Here is a 22,085-nt window from a genome sequence, read left to right as displayed (position 1 = left end):
GAAAACAGTGCGCGCAAGTGCCCGGAATGCGCGGGCGCAACGGCTCGTCAGCTTGACGCCACATCAAGATGGGTCCTCACAAAGCAAAAACGCACTGCCGGGGCAGTGCGTTCGTGATGCGGCGAAGGTGCTGCCTGCGGCAGCGTCAGGCCTGGGCTGCGTGCTTTGCGCCTGAGCGCGCCTGCAGGAACTTGCCAATGCCCACGACCAGCACGGCGCCGGCTGCGGCCGCCACATAGTGCAGCCAGGGGTGGCTGATGGCGTAGCCGTGCAGCAGGCGGTCGTTGACGATGGTTTCTCCGCCGACCCAGCCGATCAGGGCGGCGCCCAGCGTGATGATGACGGGGAAGCGCTCCATGAGCTTGATCATCAGCGTGGAGCCGAAGATCACCAGCGGGATGCTGATGGCCAGGCCCAGGATCAGCAGGACCATGTTGCCCTGCGCAGTGGCGGCCACGGCGATCACGTTGTCCAGGCTCATCACCAGATCGGCGATCAGGATGGTGCGGATGGCGACCATCATGCTGCCATGGCCCTTGGATTCGCCTTCATCATCTTCTTCGCCGGTCAGCAGCTGCAGGCCGATCCACAGCAGCAGGCAGCCGCCCACGATCTGCAGGAACGACAGCTCCAGCAGCTTGGCCGCGACCACGGTCAGGATGATCCGCAGCACCACGGCGGCGCCGGAGCCGAACATGACGGCTTTCTTTTGCTGTGCGGGAGGCAGCGAGCGTGCTGCGAGGGCGATGACGACGGCGTTGTCGCCAGACAGGATGATGTTGATCCAGACGATCTTCAACAGGCCGATCCAGAAATCGGCGCTTTGCAGGTATTCCATGGTTTCTCCGCTGTTATGAGTTGAAAAGCGCCAGGGCGGTAGCCTCTGGCGCTTTTTCTTTTTTGGAGTCGTCAGTGTAGGGCGGACTTGCCGCCTTACCGATTCGTAATTCTGCGTAATTTCTTCCTGGAGCGAACCCTGGATGTCACGCAGAACCGGTGCCGCTTAGATCAGGCCCTTGAGCAGGCGGCCCATTTCGGAGGGATTGCGGGTGATGACGAAACCGCACTCTTCCATGATGGCCAGCTTGGCGTCGGCCGTGTCGGCGCCGCCGGAGATCAGCGCGCCGGCGTGGCCCATGCGCTTGCCGGGAGGGGCGGTGACACCAGCGATGAAGCCGACGATGGGCTTCTTCATGTTGTCCTTGCACCAGCGGGCAGCTTCGGCTTCGTCGGGACCGCCGATTTCGCCGATCATGATGACGGCGTCGGTGTCGGGATCGTCGTTGAAGGCCTTCATCACGTCGATGTGCTTGAGGCCGTTGATCGGGTCACCGCCGATGCCCACGGCCGACGACTGGCCAATGCCCAGTTCGGTCAGCTGAGCCACGGCTTCGTAGGTCAGCGTGCCGGAGCGGCTGACCACGCCGACGCGGCCCTTCTTGTGGATGTGGCCGGGCATGATGCCGATCTTGATCTCGTCGGGTGTGATCAGGCCGGGGCAGTTGGGGCCCAGCAGCAGGGTGCGCTTGCCGCCTGCAGCTTCCTTGGCGCGCATCTTGTTGCGCACTTCCAGCATGTCACGGACGGGGATGCCTTCGGTGATGCAGATGGCCAGGTCCAGGTCGGCTTCCACGGCTTCCCAGATCGCGGCGGCAGCGCCTGCGGGGGGAACGTAGATCACGGAGACCGTGGCGCCCGTGCCTTGTGCGGCTTCCTTGACGGAGGCGTAGATTGGCACGTCGAAGATCTTTTCGCCGGCCTTCTTGGGGTTCACACCGGCCACGAAGCAGTTCTTGCCGTTCGCGTACTCGATGCATTTTTCCGTGTGGAACTGGCCCGTCTTGCCCGTGATGCCTTGGGTGATGACCTTGGTGTCTTTATTGATGTAGATAGACATGGTGTGTTCTCCGGGCCTGCTTACTTGACGGCTTCGACGATCTTCGTGGCCGCTTCGGCCATGGTGTCGGCGCTAATGATGGGCAGGCCGGACTCGGCCAGCATCTTCTTGCCCAGTTCTTCGTTCGTGCCCTTCATGCGCACGACCAGGGGCACTTGCAGGTTCACGGCCTTGCAGGCAGTGATCACGCCGGTGGCGATGGTGTCGCACTTCATGATGCCGCCGAAGATGTTGACCAGAATGCCTTCGACCTTGGGGTTCTTCAGCATGATCTTGAAGGCTTCGGTGACCTTCTCGGGGGTGGCGCCGCCGCCCACGTCCAGGAAGTTGGCCGGCTCGCCGCCGAACAGCTTGATGGTGTCCATGGTGGCCATGGCCAGGCCGGCACCGTTGACCAGGCAGCCGATGTTGCCGTCCAGCGAGATGTAGGCCAGATCGAACTTGGAGGCTTCGACTTCGGCGGGATCTTCTTCGTCCAGGTCGCGCAGTGCCACGATTTCGGGCAGGCGGAACAGGGCGTTGGCGTCGAAGTTGAACTTGGCGTCCAGGGCAATGACATTGCCCTTGCTGTCACGGTTCAGGGGGTTGATCTCGACCAGCGAGGCATCCGTGTCCATGTAGCACTTGTAGAGCTTCTGGCAGATGTCGATGAACTGGGCAGTGGAGTCGGCAGGCATGCCGATGCCCTTGGCCAGCTCTTCGCCCTGGGCCTGGGTCAGACCGACCAGGGGATCGACGAAGATGGTGATGATCTTCTCGGGCGTGGAGTGGGCCACTTCCTCGATGTCCATGCCGCCTTCGCTGGAAGCGATGAAGGCCACCTTCTGCGTGGCGCGGTCGGTCACGCACGACAGGTAGTACTCCTTCTGGATGTCGGCGCCGTCTTCGATGTACAGGCGGCGGACCTTCTGGCCTTCGGGGCCGGTCTGGTGCGTGACCAACTGCATGCCCAGGATCTGGCCAGCCAGTGCCTTGACGTCGTCGATGCTCTTGGCAACCTTCACGCCGCCGCCCTTGCCGCGACCACCAGCGTGGATCTGGGCCTTCACGACCCACACGGGGCCGCCGAGCTTCTGGGCGGCCTCGACGGCCTCTTGCACTGTGAACGCAGGGATACCGCGAGGTACAGGCACACCAAACTGACGCAAGATGTCCTTGCCTTGGTATTCATGAATCTTCATGATGTCTCTCTCAAACAAATAGGGGGGGATTGACCCGGTAGCCCTGGGGTGCTGCCTCAAGGCGGAGTGACCTGGCAATCGCCGAATGTACCATGCTGCACTGCGCCATCCGACACGCCCCCATGCGCAGAATCCACAATTTCCTGCGGGCCAAGCAGCATGCCAGGAACTGTGCAATGCATTGATATGTCAGGGAAAAGACGGTTTCCCGACATTTCTTTCAGGCGCCACAGCTCTTTTGTCTTATAGAGGATCTGCAGGCGGCCCTGCCCGCCGTTTGTAACAGGCGCATGTCAGCGGCCCTGGATCGCCGCTGCCAACCGTTTTGCGACAACGGGCGCAGGGGGACCCGGTTTCGGTGAGAATCCGCAGCTGGAACGCGGCAATGGTGCCGCAGCGGCTCCAGGAGGGCCGCGCAGCAGGAGAAATACAGCGATGGCAAAAGTCTTTATCGATGGCGAAGCAGGCACGACAGGGCTGCAGATCCGTGAGCGTCTGGTCGATCTGTCCGGCGTGGAGCTGGTCAGCATTGCGCCCGAGCTGCGAAAGGATCCTACTGCCAAGCGTGCGCTGATCGCCGGCGTGGACCTGGTCATCCTGTGCCTGCATGACGACGCTGCGCGCGAAACCGTGGCCATGGTCGACGCCATCGAGGCCGAGACCGGCCGCGCCATCAAGATCATCGATGCCTCCACCGCCCACCGCGTGGCGCCGGGCTGGGTCTACGGCTTTCCCGAGCTGCGCAAGGGCCAGCTGGACGCCGTCAAGGCTGCCACGCGCGTGGCCAACCCCGGCTGCTATGCCACGGGCGCCATCGCACTGCTGCACCCGCTGGTGGCGGCAGGCCTCATTCCAGCCGACTACGCGCTGAGCCTGCCCTCGGTGTCCGGCTACTCGGGCGGCGGCCGCAGCATGATCGAAGCCTACGAGGCCGGCACGGCCGCGCCTTACGAGGCCTATGCGCTGGGCCTGTCGCACAAGCACATTCCCGAAATCCTGCACTACACGGGCATGACGCGCCGCCCGGTCTTCATTCCTGCCGTGGGCAATTTCCGCCAGGGCATGCTGGTGCAACTGCCCCTGCATCTGGACCTGCTGCCGGGCGCGCCCAAGGCCGCCGATCTGCACGATGCGCTGGCCGCCCACTACGCGGCGACCAACACGCCCGAGCAATGGGTGTCGGTGCTGCCGCCCACCGAAGACATGAAGCTGGCTGCCGATACGCTGACCGACACGAACAAGCTGGAGTTGCGTGTATTCGCCAATGAGCAGTACCGCCAGGCCGTGCTGATCGCCCGTCTGGACAACCTGGGCAAGGGCGCCAGCGGCGCCGCCGTGCAGAACCTGCAGATCATGCTGGGCCTGTGAGGCCCCCCGCGCCCCCGTCCTTGCCGGGCCGGCGCGGTCCGGTCTGGGGCCATGTCCTGGCCCTGGCCGTGCTGTGTCTGCTGATCGTTGTGTTCGCCTGGAAGCTGCGGCCGGCATTGCCTTCCTCATCGCGCCTGCTGCTGAGTCCGCTGCTGGGCAATATGGAAGCCTGCCTGGTGCAGGACGGGCTGCGCGAGGATTTTCCCAAGGAATTCCAGCAGGTGCCTGCCAGTTGCCTGGGCCCTCAGGGCTCGGCCGCGGAAATGGTGAAAGCCACGCTGCAGCGCTTGGGTCGGCCGCAGGGCGAGGGGCTGGAGCTGGGCTATACGCTCAGCGTGCCTCTGCTGCGCTATGTGCAGTGGAACGGCCGGGCCTGGGAAGTCCGGGGCGAGGCGCTGGACCGCGTGGTGCGCACGGTGGCGCAGGCGCAGCGGCCCGTGGTGCTCTACCTGTTCGCCACGCATTTCGAGGTCCACTCCCAGGCCGAGGAGCGCCTGGCCGCCGATCCCGCCAATCTGGCCTGGACGCCCAAGGGACCGCTGCCGCTGGACACCTATCTGGGCGCGCGCATCTTCCCGTGGTCGGTTGCGCGGCAGGACAATGAAATCACGCGCGTGCGCAAGCTGGTGGTCGATGCCCTGGCCGAGCGCATGTGCGCTGCGGGCGATGCCGCCATGCATCCGCTGCGTGCGCTCACCGTGCTGGGCGAGACGCACCAGCTGTTCCCGGGTTTCGAGGCCGGCATGGGGTTCGCGGCCGAAGGCTATGCGGTCACCGACTACAGCCCTGCATCCGTGGCGGGCTTCCATGCATTCCTGCGCCAGCGCTATGGCGACATTGCGCGGCTCAATGCCCATCTGAAGTCGGAGTTCGCCAGCTTCGATGCGGTGGAGCCTCCGTCGCGCAACATCCGCAGCGAGCCGCTGCAGAACTTCTTCCAGCACATCGACAGCTATGCGGCTGGCACGGTCCCGGTGTCCGGCTGGGTCCACTCGCCCGACGCGAAGCTGCAAAAGCAACTGGCCGTGGCCGTCTTCGTGGACGGGCGCCCTTACTCGCACGCCCCCGTGCACATGCACCGCCAGGATGTGGCCCATGCCAAGCCTGATTTCCTCACGCCCGATGTGGGCTGGCGTGCCGACATCCGCTATCCGGCGCTGGGCGAGGGCCTGCACCGCATCGACGTGGTGCTGCAGGCCGGCGGGCGCAGCCTGGGCCTGCTGGCCACGCGCCAGATCGCCGTGATGGACCGCCACCAGGGCGAGCCCAGGCCCCATGCCGCCGAGGCCTTGCCTGACTTCGGCAAGCTGCCGGACGGCGTGGAATTCTGGGTGGACAGCCCGCAGGACCGGCTGGCGCTGTTCTACAACCCGCTGGCGACGGACTGGAACGATTTTCGCGAGCAGCAGGTGGCCGACTACATCCAGGGCTTTTCCGAGCACATCGGGCACGGCTGCCTGGGCCGGGTGCCTCGCTTTGCCCACCAGCTCAACCCCCATGCGAATCCGAGCTGGGACGCCAGCCGCTACGCCGTGGAGCGCAGCCTGCAACGCATGCCGGGGCTGTCCCTGGGTGTCAGCCTGTATGGCGAAGACACCTATGGGCCGCTGGTCGGCCAGATGCTGCGCCGCTATGGCCACACCGCCTATGGCGTGACGGAGTTCCATCCGCTGGTGGCACTGTCGCCGCAGCGGCTGGAGAAAGTGCTGACCATGCACCGCCGCCAGGGCGCGCGCTTCCTGTCCTTCTTCATGGAGGCGCGTCCCGAGGACGCGACCGGCACGCAGTCCAGCAACGAGTTCTCCTTCGATGCGGACAACCGCGCGCACGGCTCGGACGCGCTTTACCGCTCGCTGCGCCAGGTGCTGCAGCCGCACTGACCTGCCGCGCGCAGCCTTTCCCATGTCTTCCGCGCACAGCAGTTCCCCTGCAGCCGCAGGCCGGGCCACCGCCATCGGCCTGCTGGCCGTGGTGGGCTGGAGCTGCACCGTGGGCCTGATGCGCTCAGTGGCCGAGCCGCTGGGCGCCGTGGGCGGCGCTGCCATGCTCTATACGGTCAGCGCCCTGTGCGTGGCCGCCGTGCGCGGCCTGCCCAGGCCTTCGCAATGGCGAACCATGCACCCGGCCTATTTCTGGGGCTGCGGGCTGCTGTTTGCGGTCTATGAAATCTGTCTGTCGCTGGCGATCGGTCTGGCGCAGGACCGCGCTCAGGCACTGGAGCTGGGGCTGATCAACTACCTGTGGCCCAGCCTGACCATCGTCTTGGCGGTGCTGCTGCGCCAGCAGCATGCGCGCTGGTGGCTGTGGCCCGGGGTGCTGCTGTGCCTGTGGGGGCTGACGCGCGTGCTGGGCGGCGAGTCCCTGCAGATGCATGACATGGCAGACCACATGCTGGCCAATCCGCTGGCCTATGGACTCGCCTTTGGCGCGGCCCTGCTGTGGCCCTGCTATTCGCTGGCTGCTCGGCGCTGGGGTGGGGGGCACAATGCCGTGGGGTTGTTCCTGATCTGGACTGCGCTGGCGCTGTGGATCAAGTGGTTGTGGCTGGGTGGCGAAGGCGGCATGCACTGGTCAGGCACCGTGGTGCTGCAGCTGCTGGCCGTGGGCGGGCTCACGGCCATGGGCTACAGCTGCTGGGAGCACGGCATACAGCACGGGCATCTGGCCGTGATGGCGGCGGCCTCGTACTTCACGCCCGTGTTCTCTGCCTTGCTGGCCAGTGCCTGGCTGCAGGTGCAGCCGGGCTGGGGCTTCTGGCAGGGCGTGGCGCTGGTGACCGTGGGGTCGCTGGTGTGCTGGGGCGCAACCCGGCGCGTGGATTAGTTGCCTTCGTCTGCAGCTCCGTCATCCCAGTCTTCGCTGCGCCCGCGCAGCACCTTGCTCGCTATTTCTCCGCCAAAGCCGCGCGCGGCCAGAAAGCGCATCTGCTTGAGGCGTTCCTGTGGGGTGGCCGGCGGTGTGCCGAAGCGCTGGCGCCATACGGCATGGGCGCGCTGCAGTTCGGTGGCGCGCAATTGTTCTGCGGCGGCGCGCACCAGGCCATCGTCCAGCCCCTTGCTGCGCAGCTCCTGCACCACGCGCGATGTGCCAAAGCGCGCGGCCTTGCGATGCAGCACGGACTCGGCCACGCGCTCGGCGCTGATGAAGCCGCGCTGCTCCAGCGCGTCGAGCATGGCGCCCAGGTCCTCGCCTTCCTCCACATGGGGGGCGAGCTTGCGTTCCAGCTCCAGCCGTGAATGTTCGCGCTGGCCCAGCAGCTTGAGCGCCCGGCCCTTGAGCGACAGCTTGGCGAATCCCATGCGGCAATGTCTCCTGAATCGTCCCGAATAAAAAGGGCCCCCACGCTCCCCTTGCTGCGCAAGGTCCGCTGCCCCCCAAGGGGGCCGCTTTTTTGCCTTGGGGCGTCCCGGCGATAAAAAAGGCGCAGACGTGAGCCTGCGCCAAGATGGCAAACACAGTGTGTGCAGGCGCGGCGGCGCCTGCAGTGAGGGGTCTGGGCGCTCAGGCCTCGATCACGCCGTCCTTGTCGGCCTTGGCCTTGCCCGCCTTGGCGGCCTTGGCTTCGGAGGCATCGCCACCGGCCGTGGGCAGCAGGGCGATGCCCAGGCTGTCGCGCACCTTGTTCTCGATCTCCACGGCCAGGCCGCTGTTCTCGCGCAGGAATTCGCGGGCGTTGTCGCGACCCTGGCCGATCTTTTCGCCGTTGTAGGCGTACCAGGCCCCCGACTTGTCGAGGATCTTGGCGTTGACGCCCATGTCCAGGATTTCACCTTCGCGCGAGATGCCTTCGCCGAAGAGGATGTCGAACTCGGCGGTCTTGAACGGGGGCGAGACCTTGTTCTTGACGACCTTGACCTTGGTTTCGTTGCCGATGGCTTCGTCGCCCTTCTTGATGGTGCCGGTGCGGCGGATGTCCAGGCGGACCGAGGCGTAGAACTTCAGCGCATTGCCGCCCGTGGTGGTTTCGGGGCTGCCGAACATCACGCCGATCTTCATGCGGATCTGGTTGATGAAGATGACCATGCAATTGGTCTTCTTGATGGTGGAGGTCAGCTTGCGCAGCGCCTGGCTCATCAGGCGGGCCTGCAGGCCGGGCAGCTGGTCGCCCATCTCGCCTTCGATTTCGGCGCGCGGTGTCAGTGCGGCCACCGAGTCCACGACGATCATGTCCACGGCGCCCGAGCGCACCAGGCTGTCCACGATTTCCAGGGCCTGCTCGCCGGTGTCGGGCTGGCTGATCAGCACTTCGTTGAGGTTCACGCCCAGCTTCTGGGCATAGCTGGTGTCCAGCGCGTGTTCTGCGTCGATGAAGGCGCAGGTGCCGCCCTGCTTTTGCATTTCGGCGATGACCTGCAGCGTCAGCGTGGTCTTGCCCGAGGATTCAGGGCCGTAGATCTCGATCACGCGGCCACGGGGCAGGCCGCCCACACCCAGGGCGATGTCCAGGCCCAGCGAGCCGGTGGAGACGACCTGGATGTCCTGGATGGCTTCGCCTTCACCCAGGCGCATGATCGTGCCCTTGCCGAACTGCTTTTCGATCTGGGCGAGTGCGGCCTGCAGGGCCTTGGCTTTTTCACTGTTGGCGGTGGTGACGGCGGTGTTCATGCGGACTCCTGGGTTGGGTATGGATTCAGCTCTGTATTTGCATTCAGGCTGGATGCTTGAACAGTAGTTTATGGGCTTGCTGCCTTGATTTGTTGGTGTTTTTGGTCAGTTTTCCTGACTTGTTGGATTTGCCTTCACAATGCATCCATGAGTGAGCTTTCCCCTGTCACGCCGCCCGCCGACGCCTGGCGCCAGACCCACCTGGGCCGGTTGCTCGGCCATGCCATGCGGCGGTTCGACGCGCGTGTGCTGCAGCTCATGGCGCGCGATGTGGAGGTGCCGCTGGCACTGTCCAACCTCGCTGCGCGCGACAAGGTGGGGGCGGCCCATATCCACATCACGCGGCATCTGTCGCTGGCTGGCGACCGGCTGACGGACCTGGCAGAGCGCGCAGGCATGACCAAGCAGTCCATGGGCGACCTGGTGACCCAGTGCGAGGCCTGGGGCCTGGTCACGCGCGAGAGCGACGAGCGCGATGCGCGCGCGCGCCGCATCCGCTTCACGCCAGCGGGCCTGGCCTGGCTGCAGGCTTTCCATGACGCCGTCTCCCAGGCCGAGGCCGAATTCCGCGAGGAAGTCGGCGACGACATCGCCACTGTGGTGGCGCTGGGGCTGGAGGCCTACGCGGGCGGCGGCTCACTCGGGTAAGGTCCCTGCCCGCGCTGCGGGGCGCATCCTAGAATCCTGGGAATTAAAGGCGCGCATTTCCAACTCCCAGAGCGCGCCTGCATTACAGGAGACATCCCCCATGCGCATTCTGATTGCCGAAGACGACCAGGTCCTGGCCGATGGCCTGCTGCGCAGCCTGCGCGGCTCGGGCGCCGTGGTCAGCCATGTGGCCAATGGTAGCGAGGCCGACACCGCGCTGATGACCAGCAGCGAATTCGATTTGCTGATCCTGGACCTGGGCCTGCCCAAGATGCACGGTCTCGAAGTGCTCAAGAAGCTGCGCGGCCGCGGCGATGCGCTGCCGGTGCTCATCCTCACGGCGGCCGACAGCGTGGAGGAGCGCGTGCAGGGGCTGGACTACGGTGCCGACGACTACATGGCCAAGCCGTTTGCGCTGTCCGAGCTGGAGGCGCGCGTGCGCGCCCTCACGCGGCGCGGCATGGGCGGCGCCAGCAGCACCATCAAGCACGGCCCGCTGGTCTACGACCAGGCCGGCCGCGTGGCCACCATCGACGGCAAGATGGTCGAGCTGTCGGCGCGCGAGCTGGGCCTGCTGGAAGTGCTGCTGCAGCGGGCCGGCCGGCTGGTCAGCAAGGACCAGTTGGTCGAGCGCCTGTGCGAGTGGGGCGACGAAGTCAGCAACAACGCCATCGAGGTCTACATCCACCGGCTGCGCAAGAAGATAGAGCGCGGCCCCATCCGCATCGCCACCGTGCGCGGCCTGGGCTACTGCCTTGAGAAGATCGCGTCCTGAGGCCGCTGCCGTGGCTGTCAGGCCCGGGTTGGCTTGCCTGCGCATAGTGGTGGTTGCCGCGGGGCCGTGAACCCGTCGTAAGGGGCTGCCCGCCGATGAAAATCTTCCAGCGTGAACAGCGCTCCCTGTTCGGCGAGATCCTTGACTGGATGCTCACGCCGCTGCTGCTGCTGTGGCCCGTGAGCCTGGCGCTGACCTGGCTGGTGGCCCAGGGCCTGGCCAACAAACCCTTCGACCGCGCGCTGGAATACAACGCCCAGGCGCTGGCCCAACTGGTGATGGTGCAGCACGGCAAGGTGCTGTTCAACCTGCCGCAGTCGGCCAGCGAGATCCTGCGTGCCGACGAATCGGACACCGTGTATTTCCAGGTGCTGGGCGTGAAGGGCGAATACCTGGCCGGCGAGCGCGACCTGCCGCCGCCGCCCGAGCCCGACGAGGCTCTGACTGGCGCGGCGCCTCCAGGCTTGCCGTCCGGCGGCACCGTGCAGCTGCGCGATGCGGAATTTCGCGGCATCGATCTGCGCGTGGCCCATGTCTGGGTGCGCATGCCCCTGCCGGGCGAACCGCAGGCCCTGGTCCAGGTGGCCGAGACGCGCGAAAAGCGCAGCGTGCTGGCCACGGAAATCATCAAGGGCGTGATGCTGCCGCAGTTCGTCATCCTGCCGCTGGCCGCGCTGCTGGTGTGGCTGGCGCTGGCGCGCGGCATCAAGCCGCTGCACCGGCTGGAGGAGCGCATCCGCGCGCGCCGGCCCGAGGACCTTTCGCCCATCAACCACAAGGACGTGCCGCTGGAAGTCGTGCCGCTGGTGGATTCGGTCAATGACCTGCTGGGCCGCCTGGGCGACTCGCTGGCCACGCAAAAGCGCTTCCTGGCCGACGCGGCCCACCAGCTCAAGACGCCGCTGGCCGGGCTGCGCATGCAGGCCGAACTGGCCCAGCGCGAGGGCGTGAGTACGGGCGAGCTGCGGCAGTCCCTGGCCCAGATCGCGCGCTCCAGCATCCGTGCCACGCACACCGTCAACCAGTTGCTGGCGCTGGCGCGTGCCGAGAGCGCGGGCCTGGGGCGGGGCCTGGCCATGCAGCCGTGCAACCTGGTGCGCATCGTCACCGACGTGGTGCGCGACTGCCTGCCGCGCGCCATGGACAAGCATGTGGACCTGGGCTATGACGGCGCCGAGTCCTCGGCCGCCGGCGTCTGGCTGCAGGGCAATGCCACGCTGCTGACCGAGCTGGTACGCAACCTCGTGGACAACGCCATCAACTACACGCCTTCCACCAGCAGCCGGCCGGGCATGGTCACCGTGCGTGTGCTGGCCGATCCTTTTGGTCAGGTCCTGCTGCTGCAGGTGGAGGATTCGGGGCCGGGCGTGCCCGAGGCCGAGCGCGAGCTGGTGTTCCAGCCGTTCTACCGCGTGCTGGGTTCGGAGGCCGATGGCTCGGGCCTGGGCCTGCCCATCGTGCTGGAGATTGCGCGCCAGCATGGCGGGCAGGTGGTGCTGGAGGATGCGCATCCGGGCCAGCAGCCACCGGGCGCACGCTTCAGCGTGCGCTTCACGGCACTGCGCTCGCCGCCGCCGCCTAAGCCTGCGGCATAGGTGGCGCCTGACCGGCTGCCGCAGGGGCATCGGGGGCTACAGGGGCCATCGCCACCCGTCCCGGTGTCTGCGCCGCATGGTCCACCAACCAGTTGCGGAAGATGCCCAGCGTGCCATGGTTGGCACGGTCGGCCGGATAGCACAGCCAGTAGCCCAGGGCGCTCTGGTAGCCGTGCTGGGGCAGGGGCTCGTTCACCAGGCCGGCGGCAAGCTCGTCAAGCACCAGGCAGCGTGGCACCAGGGCGATGCCCATGCCCGCCATCACGGCGCGAATGATGGTCTGGAACTGGTCGAACTGCGGGCCCGCCAGCGGGCTGATGCCGTGGATGCCGTGGGCCTCGCTCCAGCGCGCCCAGGCGTCGGCAATGGTCACGTGGCGCAGCCGCGTGCAGCGCGCCACGTCCTGGGGCGTGGTGATGCGCGCCTCGGGGCCCGTGCCATGTGGCGGTGCGATCAGCGCCACCTGGCGGCCCACCAGATAGTGGGCGTGCGCGCCGCTCCAATGCCCGTCCCCGAACAAAATCGCGCAGTCCAGACCCGGACTGTCAAATTGGTAGCTGTGTACGTAGGGTACAAAGTGCAGCGTGATCTGTGGATAGCGCTGCTGAAACTGGGGCAGCCTGGGGATCAGCCACTTGGCCGCGAAAGTCGGCAGCGATGACAGGTGCAGCGCGCCTCGGCTGTCATCGCTGGTGATGAGTTCGAGGGTGGCCGCCTCCAGCTGGCCCAGCAGGGCGCGCACGGCGCGCTCGTAGCGTTCGCCCGCAGGCGTCAGGCTCAAGCGCTTGCGCTCGCGTTCGAACAGCGGCACGCCCACCCACTTCTCCAGCTCCTGGATCTGCTTGCTGACTGCGCTTTGCGTCAAGTGCAAGGCTTCGGCCGCGCGCGAGACACCTCCGAAGCGCACCACGGTGGAGAAGGCGCGCAGCAGATGTATGGGCGGGTTGAGGCGGCGCAAACTCATGACAGGGATATGATGAAACTATTCCTGTTCGGAATATTAACAGGCACAGTATTTGCTTTTTTTGTGAGCAGATTTCTTTTAATCTGACCTTGTTTGTAAGAAAGATCCTATGCAACGACGCCATTTCCTTGCTTCCATCGCCGCTTCTTCTGTCGTTCCTGGAATGTCCTTCGCCCAGGAAACCACCCGTCCCCTGCGCATCGTCGTTCCGTTCCCTGCCGGTGGCTCCACCGACATGGTCCCGCGCAACATGCAGGACGTGCTGCCCAAGTTGCTGGGCGGCCAGGCGGTGGTGATCGAGAACAAGGCCGGCGCCGGCGGCTCCATCGGCATGGCCGAAGTGGCACGTGCCACCGACGGCGTGACCTTCGGCATTGCCACGCTGTCCACCCATGGCGTGAACCCCGCCGTGTTCAAGAAGCTGCCCTATGACGCCATCAACGACTTTGTCGGCGTGACCGAGATCGTCAAGGCGCCCGGCGTGATCGTGATCAACCCCAAGCTGGTGCCTGCCAACAACTTTGCCGAGTTCGTGAAGTACCTGAAGGCCAACCCCGGCAAGGTCAGCTTCGCCACGCCCGGCAACGGCACCATCGGCCACATGTGGGGCGCCCAGTTCATGAAGAGCACGGGCACCGAGATGCAGCACATTCCCTACCGTGGTGCAGGCCCGGCCATCAACGACGTGCTCGGCGGCCAGGTGCCCGTGTATTTCGACCAGGTCGCGTCCTCGCTGCCCCACATCAAGGGCGGCAAGGTCAAGGCCCTGGCCGTGTCCTGGCATGAGCGCCTGGACGTGCTGCCCGATGTGCAGACCTATGCCGAAGCCGGCCACGCCGACCTGAACGATCCTTCCTGGTTCGGCCTCGTGGCCCCCAAGAGCACGCCGCCCGAGCAGATCGCCCGCGTGCAAAAGGCCATCGCGGCCGCGCTCAAGGACCCGGCCGTGCAAAAGCGCATGGCTGCCCAGGGCCTGTACATCTCCGGCACCAGCAGCGATGCTTTCACCAAGCAGATCGCCAGCGAAGTGGCCAAGATGAAGAAGATTGCCGCCACGGCCCAGATCCAGCTGGATTAAAGGCTCCCCCTGAGGCGCCTCGCGCCTTCCCCCTCTCTCGCTTCGCGGGAGGGGGACGACGCCCTCGCTGCGGGGCGGCCCTTGCTCGGCGTCCCTGGCCTGGGACGCGCCAGTTTCATGGCGGGCTGGCCGCAGCGTAGCGGTGCAATGCGTAACCGAGATAGACCACTTCCTCATGCATCCCGTCCTGCGACTGATCAGTCAGAACTTCCTGCAATCCCTGCCCGGCGCGGCAGGCTCCGGCGCGGCCGATGCCGCGCAGCCCATGGTGACCAGCGTGGCCGGCACCAGCGCCGTGGTGCTTGACTCGCCGCACAGCGGCACGGTCTACCCGCAGGACTTCGGCTCCTGCCTGCCGCTGGCCACGCTGCGCCAGGCCGAGGACACGCATGTGGAGAAGATCTATGCCTTTGCGCCAGGCATGGGCGTGGGCTGGGTGGAGGCGCATTTCCCGCGCATCTACCTGGATGCCAACCGCGACACCACCGAGATCGACACCACCATGATCGAAGGCGACTGGCCGCTGCCCGTCACCACCGACCAGGTCGTGCTGCAGAAGGTTCGCCTGGGCAAGGGCCTGATCTGGAAGTTCACCGACGAGGGCGTGCCCATCTACGACCGCCAGTTGCCGGCCTCCGAGCTGCTGCAGCGCATCGAGCGCTGCTGGAAGCCCTACCACGCCGCCGTGGAGCGCGCCATTGACGCCGCCCATGCGCGCCATGGCTACAGCATCCACATCAACTGCCATTCCATGCCTTCCGTCGCCGCCAGCCATGCCACGCTGCACCCGGGCCTGGTGCATGCCGACTTCGTCATCGGCGACCGCGACGGCAGCACGGCCAGCCCCGCGCTGTCCGAGCGCATCTGCGCCTTCCTGCGCGAGCGCGGCTACAGCGTGGACTACAACCATCCCTACAAGGGCGTGGAGCTGGTGCGCCGCTACGGCAAGCCTGCCGAGCACCGCCACAGCATCCAGATCGAGATCAACCGCAAGCTCTACATGAACGAGCAGACCCTGGAACTGGACCAGGCCGGCTACCTGCGCCTGACCACCGATCTGAAGGTATTGGTCGAGCAGCTCATGGCCACCGACCCGCGCGCGCTCTGACCCGCTGCGGCTGAAATGAAAAAGGCCCGCGATCCTGTGATCGCGGGCCTTTTCGCATGGCGTGCCCAACGGGTTCAGCAGGGTTTGAACGGCTTGCCCTCGAAGGCCTTGCCGCCCATGGCCTCGACCTGGCTGCGCAGTGCGGCCGTGGCCTGGGGCAGGCGCAGGGTGTAGAGCGTGATGTCGGGGCGCTCCTGCACCACGCGGGCCGTGCGCACGCCCTGGCGCGCGAAGTTGGTCAGCTCGCGCGTGGCCGCTTCCTCGGTGGAAAAGCGGCCCAGCGACAGGCCCGGCTCCAGCGCGCCGCCCGCACGGTCGAAATCGATCTTGCGGGCGCGCAGTTCGGCGCGCTTGCGTTCCAGGAATTCGGCGTCGGGGAACTTGCCCATGTAGACCATCCAGCGGCCCGGCTGGTGCGTGCTGCTCAGGTCCCATTGGTCGCTGGCGACCTGGGCGATGAGGCCGCGGCGCAGCGCCTCGGCATGGCGGTCTTCGATGCCCGTGGCCACCAGGCAGCTGGTGGGCTGGCCTGCGGCCTGGGCGGGCCTGGGTGCAGGGGCGGGCTCCTCGCCGCCTGCCGGGGTGGCGGCCGGCGCTGGCGTGGACGGGGCGGCGGCGGCCGGCGAGGGCGTGGTGGATGCGTTGTCCACGCTCAGCAGGCTCAGCGCCTCGGGGCGCACCTGCTGGGCCAGGCGCTCGGGCTCGGTCGTGGACGGGGGGGCCAGGCCCAGGGCCTGGAGCTGGCCGTGGCTCCAGAGGTAGTAGCCGGCATTGGCCAGCACCAGCAGCAGAAAGGCAATTCGCAGCATGTCGTTTCTCGGCGGGCCTAGTGCATCAATCGCTCTAGCCTACAGCAGCCGGCCGCACGCTGATTTCCGAGCTGGTGATGGCCTGCAGGCCGCGCGCCGTGCGCACCAGCAGCGCGCCATCGCGGCCCACGCCTTCGGCCATGCCGCTTTCGCCGTCGCTGAGATTGACGGCGCGCCCGCGCAGCAGGTCGCGCTGTGCAAAGCGGTCCACCAGCGGCGCAAAGCCCTGGGCGGCAAAGGCCTGGATGTCGGACACCAGTCCCGGCAGCACGCAGGCCAGGGCGGTGGGCGCGTCCAGGCGCTCGTCCAGTTCCAGCAGGCTGGCCGGCGGCGTGCGCATGCCGTCGCCGGGGCGGGGGCGCACATTCAGGCCGATGCCCACGACCACGTAGCGCGGCGTGCCGGGCTCATGCGCGGCGCTGCCGACAAAGCTGGCGGTCTCGATCAGGATGCCGCCGAGCTTGCGGTCGCCGTCGATCCACAGGTCGTTGGGCCATTTGAGGCCGATGCGCGGGCGCTGCGAGCCCGGGGCGGGCAATTGCGGCTGCAGGCTTTGCGCCACGCTCAGGCCCACGGCCAGCGACAGGCCGGACCAGTCGGCAGGCGCCAGCGGCATGCCCAGCGAGAAGGTCAGCGAATCGCCCACGCCGCTGGTCCACTGGCGGCCCAGCCGGCCCCGGCCGGCGGTCTGCACTTCGGTCACCAGCAGCACGGGTTCGTTGCGGCCATCGCGGGCGCGCGCCATCAGCTCGGTATTGGTCGAGCCGATGCTGGGCACGATCTCCACGGAAAAGCCCGGCAGTTGCGGCTCGATGGCCTGCCACAGCGACTCCGCAGGCCAGTGGATGGGGGACGAAGCCATCATGCGCCCGCCTTTGTCGAGGATGTGCCGGATTTTTTCTTCGGCTCTTGGGTGGGTTTGCCCAAAGGCTTTGGCGCTTGGGCCTGCTGTTTTTGGGGCCGCTTTGCCTTTTCAGACTTTTCCGATTTCGGCTTTGCGCCGGCCGGCAACGCATCGCCGGGCATGGGCGGGCGCCAGCCGCGCTTGGGCGCCAGCAGCGTGCCGCGGCAGGTGGCCGCACCGCACCAGCAGGGATACTCGGCCTTCAGCTTCCTGGTGTAGGGTTCGTCGATGATCAGGCCGTAGTCGTAGCTCAGCTCCTCGCCGGCGGCGATGTTGCGCAGTGCGACGATGAAGATGCGGCCATCGCGCTCGTCGGTGTAGCAGTTGGGCGCGCAGCTGTGGTTGATCCAGCGCGAGGAATTGCCGCCGTAGTTGGCATCGATCACGCGGTCTTCGTCGATGTGGAAGTAGAAGGTATGGTTGGGCTGGCTGGGGTCGTGCGGGTGCCTGTCCTGGGCTTCCTGCCAGCTGACGATTTCCCCTACGTACTCGACAAGGACCTCGCCTTCGGCAAGATCCTGCACGGCGAAGACGCCCTTGCCATGGACACCCGAGCGGCGGGTCTGGATACGGCGGCCGCCGGAAGGGGCCAAAGCTGTGCGGGGCATGTTTTCTCTGATAACTTGAATAGGCACACATGCGCGTGCGCGTACACGTACGTACACGCGTGAGCCATGGATTGTAGAAGCGCAGGCATGCGACATGCAGCTCCTGCGGGGAATGACGAGTACACACAATGACAAAGACCCTGGTGATTGCTGAGAAGCCTTCGGTCGCGCAGGACATCGTCCGCGCGTTGACTCCGGTGGCGGGCAAATTCGACAAGCACGATGAATACTTCGAGAGCGAACACTACGTCGTGACCAGCGCCGTGGGCCACCTGGTGGAAATCCAGGCGCCCGAGGAATTCGACGTCAAGCGCGGCAAATGGAGTTTTGCCAACCTGCCGGTGATCCCGCCGTATTTCGACCTCAAGCCCGTGGACAAGACCAAGAGCCGGCTCAATGCCGTGGTCAAGCTGGCCAAGCGCAAGGACGTCACCGAACTCATCAACGCCTGCGACGCGGGCCGCGAGGGTGAGCTGATCTTCCGCCTGATCGAGCAGTACGCTGCAGGTGCCAAGCCGGACGGCAAGGGTCTGGGCAAGCCGGTCAAGCGCCTGTGGCTGCAGTCCATGACGCCGCAGGCCATCCGCGACGGCTTCCAGAACCTGCGCAGCGACAGCCAGATGCAGGGCCTTGCCAGCGCGGCGCGCAGCCGCTCCGAGGCCGACTGGCTGGTGGGCATCAACGGCACGCGCGCCATGACGGCCTTCAATTCGCGCGACGGCGGCTTCTTCCTGACCACCGTGGGCCGCGTGCAGACGCCCACGCTGTCCCTGGTGGTGGAGCGCGAGGAAAAGATCCGCAAGTTCGTCAGCCGCGACTACTGGGAAGTGCATGCCGCCTTCGACGCGCAGGCCGGCCAGTACCTGGGCAAGTGGTTCGATCCCCAATGGAAGAAGAGCGAGGATGCGGAAGCCCGCGCCGACCGCATCTGGAACCAGCGCGACGCCCAGGCCATCGCCGACGCCGTGCGCGGCAAGCCGGCCCAGGTCACCGAGGAGTCCAAGCCCACGTCCCAGGCCAGCCCGCTGCTGTTCGACCTGACCAGCCTGCAGCGCGAGGCCAACGGCAAGTTCGGCTTCTCGGCCAAGACCACGCTGGCGCTGGCGCAAAGCCTGTACGAGCGCCACAAGGCCCTGACCTACCCGCGTACCGACTCGCGCGCCCTGCCCGAGGACTACGTGCCCGTGGCGCACCAGACCTTCGCCATGCTGGCCGGCAGCGGCATGCGCCACCTGGCGCCCTTTGCCCAGCAGGCGCTGGACGAGAACTATGTGCGCCCGACCAAGCGCATCTTCGACAACAGCAAGGTGTCGGATCACTTTGCCATCATCCCGACCACGCAGGCGCCCAGCGGCCTGTCCGAGGCCGAGCAAAAGCTCTATGACCTCGTCGTGCGCCGCTTCATGGCCGTGTTCTTCCCGAGTGCCGAGCACCAGGTGACCACGCGCATCAGCAAGGTCGAGCAGCACAGCTTCAAGACCGAAGGCAAGATCCTGGTCAAGCCCGGTTGGCTGGCCATCTACGGCAAGGAGGCCGCCAACGAGGTCGAAGGCGGCAAGGACGGCGACAAGGGCCAGCCCCTGGTCGCGGTGCAGCCCGGCGAGCAGCCGCGCGCCGGCCAGGTCGATCCCAAGGGCCTCAAGACCAAGCCGCCCGCGCGCTACTCCGAAGCCACGCTGCTGGGCGCCATGGAAAGCGCGGGCAAGCAGGTGGAGGACGACGAGCTGCGCGAGGCCATGCAGGAAAAGGGCCTGGGCACGCCTGCCACGCGCGCGGCCATCATCGAAGGCCTGCTGACCGAAAAGTACATGCTGCGCGAAGGCCGCGAGCTGATTCCCACGGCCAAGGCCTTCCAGCTCATGACGCTGCTGCGCGGCCTGGGCGTGGAAGAGCTCTCGCGCGCCGACCTCACCGGTGAATGGGAATACAAGCTGGCCCAGATGGAAAAGGGCCAGCTCTCGCGCGATGCCTTCATGCAGCAGATCCAGTCCATGACGGAAAAGCTGGTCAAGAAGGCCAAGGAATACGACCGAGACACCGTGCCCGGCGACTACGCCACCCTGTCCACGCCTTGCCCCAACTGCGGCGGCGTGGTCAAGGAGAACTACCGCCGCTACGGCTGCACGGGCAGCGACGGCCAGGGCGCGGGCTGCGGCTTCTCGTTCACCAAGTCGCCTGCAGGCCGCACCTTCGAGACGGCCGAGGCCGAGCAACTGCTGCGCGACCGCCGCCTGGGCCCTCTGGACGGCTTTCGCTCCAAGGCAGGCTGGCCCTTCGTGGCCGAGGTCACCATCGTGCACGATGAGGAAGGCGGCAACTACAAGCTCGAGTTCGACTTCGGCGACGACGCCGCTTCCGAAGACACGGGCGAGCTGGTGGACTTCGCCAGCCAGCAATCGCTGGGCCCCTGCCCCAAGTGCGGCGCGCCCGTCTTCGAGCACGGCAGCAACTACGTCTGCGCCAAGGCCGTGCCCACGCTGGCCCAGGCCACGCCCAGCTGCGACTTCAAGAGCGGGCAGATCATCCTGCAGCAGCCCATAGAGCGCGAGCAGATGCAAAAGCTGCTGCAGACCGGCAAGACCGACCTGCTGGACAAGTTCGTCTCCAACCGCACGCGGCGCAGCTTCAAGGCCTTCCTGGTGTGGGACGGCGCGGCCGGCAAGGTGAACTTCGAGTTCGAGCAGCGCGACAGCAAATACCCGCCGCGCAAGACAGCGGCCGCCAAGAGCGCGCCGGCCAAGAAGGCACCTGCCAAGAAGGCCGCGGCCAAGACCACGGCAAAGACCGCCACCAAGACTGCGCGCAAGCCGGCCGCCGGCACGTTGCAGCCCAGCGCGGCCCTGGCCGCCGTCATCGGCGAAGGCACGGTGGCGCGAACCGAGGTGGTCAAGAAGCTGTGGGAATACGTCAAGGCCCAGAACCTGCAGGACCCCAAGGACAAGCGTGTCATCCGCGCCGACGACAAGCTGCGGCCCGTCTTCGGCAAGGACAGCGTGAACATGTTCGAGCTGGCCGGCATCGTGGGGAAACATCTCACCCCCTGAGGCGCTTACGCGCCTTCCCCCTCTTTACTCGCTCCGCGAGGGAGGGGGACGACACCCTCGGTGCGGGGCGGCGCGGCCGGCTTAGGCCCTTCCTCGGTGTCCCTGGCTTTGGGGCGCGCCAGTTTTGAGGGCAGTGTTTGAGCTCTACGCCAGCGGGTCGCCGGCCTGACATGGGGGCAACACATGCTTGGGCTAATCTAGCGGGCATGGATACCGAAATGCTCACCCCGGCAGCAGCTGCCGCCGCTGCTTCCTCCCCGGCGCCCTCGCGCTCCATCCGCCTGGACGGCGCCTCCAACTTCCGAGACCTCGGTGGCTACGCGGGCCTGGATGGCCGGCGCGTGCGCTGGCGCACGCTGTTCCGTGCAGACCACCTGGCTGGCCTCAGCGCAGCGGACCTGGACGTGCTGCAGGGCCTGAAGCTCGCGCGCAGCGCGGACTTCCGGGGCAAGATGGAAAGCGCCCACCTGGCCTACGAATGGCCGGGCATTGCCCGCCATGCGCTCATCGTCGAGCCCACCGTGGTGCAGCGCGCCAGTGCCCTGATCGCCGCAGGCAACGACCTCACGGCCGCCCATGCCGAGGAGCTGATGCAGGACACCTACCGCAGCTTCGTGCACGCCTACGCACCGCGCTTTGCACAGTTGTTCCAGCTGCTGCTGGACAGCCAGGATCCGCTGGTCTTCCACTGCACGGCCGGCAAGGACCGCACGGGCTGGGCTGCCGCCTTGCTGCTCACCGCGCTGGGCGTGGACGAGGACACCGTGATGCAGGACTACCTGCTGACCAACCAGCTCTACCAGCGGCCCGCTACCACCTTCGCCCCCATGCCAGCCGAAGTGATGGATGTGCTGTGGCGCGTGCAGGCCTCCTACCTTGCGGCCGCCACCGACATGGTGCGGGCCGACTTCGGGGGGATGGAAGGGTATCTGCGGGATGCGCTGGGCATCGACAGTGCGGCACGCGAGCGGCTGGCCGCGCTTTACCTCGAAGGGTGATTACCTTCGCTCACGGGGCGGCAGGGTGGCGCGGCTAACATGGGCTGTGCCGGTCGGTTGCGCCGGAGTTCAAGGAGATTGCGATGAAATACGGCATGCGTGAGCTGGCCGCGATGGTGCTGGTGGCCCTGAGTGTGGGGCTGGCTGGCTGTGCGGGCGGGGTGCCTGGGGATGTTGCGGGGAGCCAGGCGTCCAGTGGCAGTGGGGTGACGGTGTTTGGGACTGTGGATGCCAATGTGAGTCATACGCGGACTTCGCGGTGACTCTTTGTGCTTTGGTTCTTTCGCTGGATTTGTCCCTGCCGGGTGGTTGTTTTTCGAGGCCGGGTTTCGGCCCGGCGGCCGACCTACTTTCTTATCGCGCGATAAGAAAGTAGGCAAAGAAGCGCGCCCCACTGCCCACGACCCTTCGCTTCGCTGCGGGCGACCTGCGTTGTGCGGGATGCGGGGTGCGCCGTGAAACTCGTTGCGCGCTGCGCGCTTCACTCAAAACTCACGGCGAGC

Annotated in this window: 19 protein-coding genes; 10 read left to right on the top strand and 9 right to left on the bottom strand. The window is 66.5% G+C overall.

The window, feature by feature from the left end; translation table 11 throughout:
* Positions 1-145: 145 nt before the first annotated feature.
* The 3 genes from HFGMBDPB_RS08390 to sucC form a co-directional block, all read right to left on the bottom strand.
* A complete protein-coding gene (locus tag HFGMBDPB_RS08390; RefSeq protein WP_016449393.1) occupies positions 146-838 on the bottom strand; it encodes a TerC family protein in 693 nt (230 codons plus the stop codon).
* Between the two features lie 165 nt (positions 839-1,003).
* A complete protein-coding gene (gene sucD / locus HFGMBDPB_RS08385) occupies positions 1,004-1,897 on the bottom strand; it encodes a succinate--CoA ligase subunit alpha (protein ID WP_016449394.1) in 894 nt (297 codons plus the stop codon).
* Between the two features lie 20 nt (positions 1,898-1,917).
* Complete coding sequence (gene sucC / locus HFGMBDPB_RS08380) at positions 1,918-3,078, bottom strand: ADP-forming succinate--CoA ligase subunit beta (RefSeq protein WP_016449395.1); 1,161 nt, start codon at positions 3,076-3,078, stop codon at positions 1,918-1,920.
* 435 nt (positions 3,079-3,513) lie between these two features.
* Here sucC and argC point away from each other — a divergent pair, with 435 nt between their 5' ends.
* From argC to yddG, 3 genes are read left to right on the top strand one after another with little or no spacing between them, the layout of a single operon-like run.
* Positions 3,514-4,446, top strand: coding sequence for an N-acetyl-gamma-glutamyl-phosphate reductase (gene argC / locus HFGMBDPB_RS08375; protein ID WP_212645198.1), 933 nt, complete (start codon positions 3,514-3,516; stop codon positions 4,444-4,446).
* Positions 4,443-6,326: a hypothetical protein gene (locus tag HFGMBDPB_RS08370; protein WP_212645197.1), complete on the top strand. Its 1,884-nt coding sequence runs from the start codon at positions 4,443-4,445 to the stop codon at positions 6,324-6,326. Before argC ends, HFGMBDPB_RS08370 begins: the two co-directional genes overlap by 4 nt.
* Before the next feature lie 22 nt (positions 6,327-6,348).
* On the top strand, positions 6,349-7,269 hold the full coding sequence (gene yddG, locus HFGMBDPB_RS08365; RefSeq protein ID WP_212645196.1) for an aromatic amino acid DMT transporter YddG: 921 nt from the start codon (positions 6,349-6,351) through the stop codon (positions 7,267-7,269).
* Here the strand turns inward: yddG and recX are convergent.
* Complete coding sequence (gene recX, locus HFGMBDPB_RS08360; protein ID WP_016449399.1) at positions 7,266-7,745, bottom strand: recombination regulator RecX; 480 nt, start codon at positions 7,743-7,745, stop codon at positions 7,266-7,268. The genes yddG and recX overlap by 4 nt on opposite strands.
* 202 nt (positions 7,746-7,947) lie before the next feature.
* Positions 7,948-9,051, bottom strand: coding sequence for a recombinase RecA (gene recA, locus HFGMBDPB_RS08355; RefSeq protein ID WP_151019362.1), 1,104 nt, complete (start codon positions 9,049-9,051; stop codon positions 7,948-7,950).
* Positions 9,052-9,198: 147 nt separating this feature from the next.
* On the opposite strand from recA, the gene HFGMBDPB_RS08350 reads away from it, so the two are divergent.
* The 3 genes from HFGMBDPB_RS08350 (at position 9,199) to HFGMBDPB_RS08340 (ending at position 12,069) form a co-directional block, all read left to right on the top strand.
* Entirely contained in the window at positions 9,199-9,699 is a 501-nt protein-coding gene (locus HFGMBDPB_RS08350; RefSeq protein ID WP_017407164.1) for a MarR family winged helix-turn-helix transcriptional regulator, read from the top strand.
* 100 nt (positions 9,700-9,799) lie between these two features.
* Positions 9,800-10,474 carry a response regulator gene (locus tag HFGMBDPB_RS08345; protein ID WP_012202808.1) on the top strand — a complete coding sequence of 225 codons (675 nt, stop codon included), beginning with the start codon at positions 9,800-9,802 and terminating at the stop codon, positions 10,472-10,474.
* A gap of 95 nt (positions 10,475-10,569) precedes the next feature.
* Positions 10,570-12,069, top strand: a complete 1,500-nt coding sequence (locus HFGMBDPB_RS08340; protein WP_016449402.1) for a sensor histidine kinase — start codon at positions 10,570-10,572, stop codon at positions 12,067-12,069.
* On the opposite strand, the gene HFGMBDPB_RS08335 is transcribed toward HFGMBDPB_RS08340, so the two are convergent.
* A complete protein-coding gene (locus tag HFGMBDPB_RS08335; RefSeq protein WP_016454232.1) occupies positions 12,053-13,033 on the bottom strand; it encodes a LysR substrate-binding domain-containing protein in 981 nt (326 codons plus the stop codon). The genes HFGMBDPB_RS08340 and HFGMBDPB_RS08335 overlap by 17 nt on opposite strands.
* A gap of 109 nt (positions 13,034-13,142) precedes the next feature.
* On the opposite strand from HFGMBDPB_RS08335, the gene HFGMBDPB_RS08330 reads away from it, so the two are divergent.
* Together HFGMBDPB_RS08330 and HFGMBDPB_RS08325 are read left to right on the top strand one after the other, a co-directional pair.
* The gene (locus tag HFGMBDPB_RS08330; protein ID WP_026062916.1) at positions 13,143-14,111 is read left to right on the top strand and encodes a Bug family tripartite tricarboxylate transporter substrate binding protein; all 969 of its coding nucleotides are present in this window, start codon (positions 13,143-13,145) and stop codon (positions 14,109-14,111) included.
* Between the two features lie 175 nt (positions 14,112-14,286).
* Positions 14,287-15,219 (top strand): N-formylglutamate amidohydrolase, encoded by a 933-nt coding sequence (locus HFGMBDPB_RS08325; protein WP_047218928.1) that lies wholly within the window; start codon positions 14,287-14,289, stop codon positions 15,217-15,219.
* Positions 15,220-15,293: 74 nt separating this feature from the next.
* Here HFGMBDPB_RS08325 and HFGMBDPB_RS08320 read toward each other — a convergent pair whose 3' ends face one another.
* Genes HFGMBDPB_RS08320 through HFGMBDPB_RS08310 form a run of 3 tightly spaced genes read right to left on the bottom strand, consistent with a single transcriptional unit; the run spans position 15,294 to position 17,540 of the window.
* Positions 15,294-16,028, bottom strand: a complete 735-nt coding sequence (locus tag HFGMBDPB_RS08320) for a hypothetical protein (protein ID WP_034368854.1) — start codon at positions 16,026-16,028, stop codon at positions 15,294-15,296.
* Positions 16,029-16,062: 34 nt separating this feature from the next.
* Positions 16,063-16,893, bottom strand: coding sequence for a biotin--[acetyl-CoA-carboxylase] ligase (locus HFGMBDPB_RS08315; protein ID WP_016449407.1), 831 nt, complete (start codon positions 16,891-16,893; stop codon positions 16,063-16,065).
* Positions 16,890-17,540, bottom strand: coding sequence for an SET domain-containing protein (locus HFGMBDPB_RS08310; RefSeq protein WP_016449408.1), 651 nt, complete (start codon positions 17,538-17,540; stop codon positions 16,890-16,892). Before HFGMBDPB_RS08310 ends, HFGMBDPB_RS08315 begins: the two co-directional genes overlap by 4 nt.
* Before the next feature lie 128 nt (positions 17,541-17,668).
* Between HFGMBDPB_RS08310 and HFGMBDPB_RS08305 the strand changes: the two genes are divergently transcribed.
* Positions 17,669-20,584, top strand: a complete 2,916-nt coding sequence (locus tag HFGMBDPB_RS08305) for a DNA topoisomerase III (protein WP_034368856.1) — start codon at positions 17,669-17,671, stop codon at positions 20,582-20,584.
* A gap of 218 nt (positions 20,585-20,802) precedes the next feature.
* Positions 20,803-21,582, top strand: a complete 780-nt coding sequence (locus tag HFGMBDPB_RS08300; RefSeq protein WP_016449410.1) for a tyrosine-protein phosphatase — start codon at positions 20,803-20,805, stop codon at positions 21,580-21,582.
* The last annotated feature ends 503 nt before the right edge of the window (positions 21,583-22,085 follow it).

Origin of the sequence: Delftia sp. PE138 (genome assembly GCF_018320755.1) — a bacterium.
Taxonomy (GTDB): Bacteria; Pseudomonadota; Gammaproteobacteria; order Burkholderiales; family Burkholderiaceae_C; genus Comamonas; species Comamonas tsuruhatensis.
This window is presented reverse-complemented; position numbering and strand designations above follow the sequence as displayed.

Coding starts and splice junctions, on each gene's coding strand:
- HFGMBDPB_RS08390 (WP_016449393.1), bottom strand. CDS start 838: ATGGAATACCTGCAAAGCGCCGATTTCTGGATCGGCCTGTTGAAGATC.
- sucD (WP_016449394.1), bottom strand. CDS start 1,897: ATGTCTATCTACATCAATAAAGACACCAAGGTCATCACCCAAGGCATC.
- sucC (WP_016449395.1), bottom strand. CDS start 3,078: ATGAAGATTCATGAATACCAAGGCAAGGACATCTTGCGTCAGTTTGGT.
- argC (WP_212645198.1), top strand. CDS start 3,514: ATGGCAAAAGTCTTTATCGATGGCGAAGCAGGCACGACAGGGCTGCAG.
- yddG (WP_212645196.1), top strand. CDS start 6,349: ATGTCTTCCGCGCACAGCAGTTCCCCTGCAGCCGCAGGCCGGGCCACC.
- recX (WP_016449399.1), bottom strand. CDS start 7,745: ATGGGATTCGCCAAGCTGTCGCTCAAGGGCCGGGCGCTCAAGCTGCTG.
- recA (WP_151019362.1), bottom strand. CDS start 9,051: ATGAACACCGCCGTCACCACCGCCAACAGTGAAAAAGCCAAGGCCCTG.
- HFGMBDPB_RS08350 (WP_017407164.1), top strand. CDS start 9,199: ATGAGTGAGCTTTCCCCTGTCACGCCGCCCGCCGACGCCTGGCGCCAG.
- HFGMBDPB_RS08345 (WP_012202808.1), top strand. CDS start 9,800: ATGCGCATTCTGATTGCCGAAGACGACCAGGTCCTGGCCGATGGCCTG.
- HFGMBDPB_RS08340 (WP_016449402.1), top strand. CDS start 10,570: ATGAAAATCTTCCAGCGTGAACAGCGCTCCCTGTTCGGCGAGATCCTT.
- HFGMBDPB_RS08335 (WP_016454232.1), bottom strand. CDS start 13,033: ATGAGTTTGCGCCGCCTCAACCCGCCCATACATCTGCTGCGCGCCTTC.
- HFGMBDPB_RS08330 (WP_026062916.1), top strand. CDS start 13,143: ATGCAACGACGCCATTTCCTTGCTTCCATCGCCGCTTCTTCTGTCGTT.
- HFGMBDPB_RS08325 (WP_047218928.1), top strand. CDS start 14,287: ATGCATCCCGTCCTGCGACTGATCAGTCAGAACTTCCTGCAATCCCTG.
- HFGMBDPB_RS08320 (WP_034368854.1), bottom strand. CDS start 16,028: ATGCTGCGAATTGCCTTTCTGCTGCTGGTGCTGGCCAATGCCGGCTAC.
- HFGMBDPB_RS08315 (WP_016449407.1), bottom strand. CDS start 16,893: ATGATGGCTTCGTCCCCCATCCACTGGCCTGCGGAGTCGCTGTGGCAG.
- HFGMBDPB_RS08310 (WP_016449408.1), bottom strand. CDS start 17,540: ATGCCCCGCACAGCTTTGGCCCCTTCCGGCGGCCGCCGTATCCAGACC.
- HFGMBDPB_RS08305 (WP_034368856.1), top strand. CDS start 17,669: ATGACAAAGACCCTGGTGATTGCTGAGAAGCCTTCGGTCGCGCAGGAC.
- HFGMBDPB_RS08300 (WP_016449410.1), top strand. CDS start 20,803: ATGCTCACCCCGGCAGCAGCTGCCGCCGCTGCTTCCTCCCCGGCGCCC.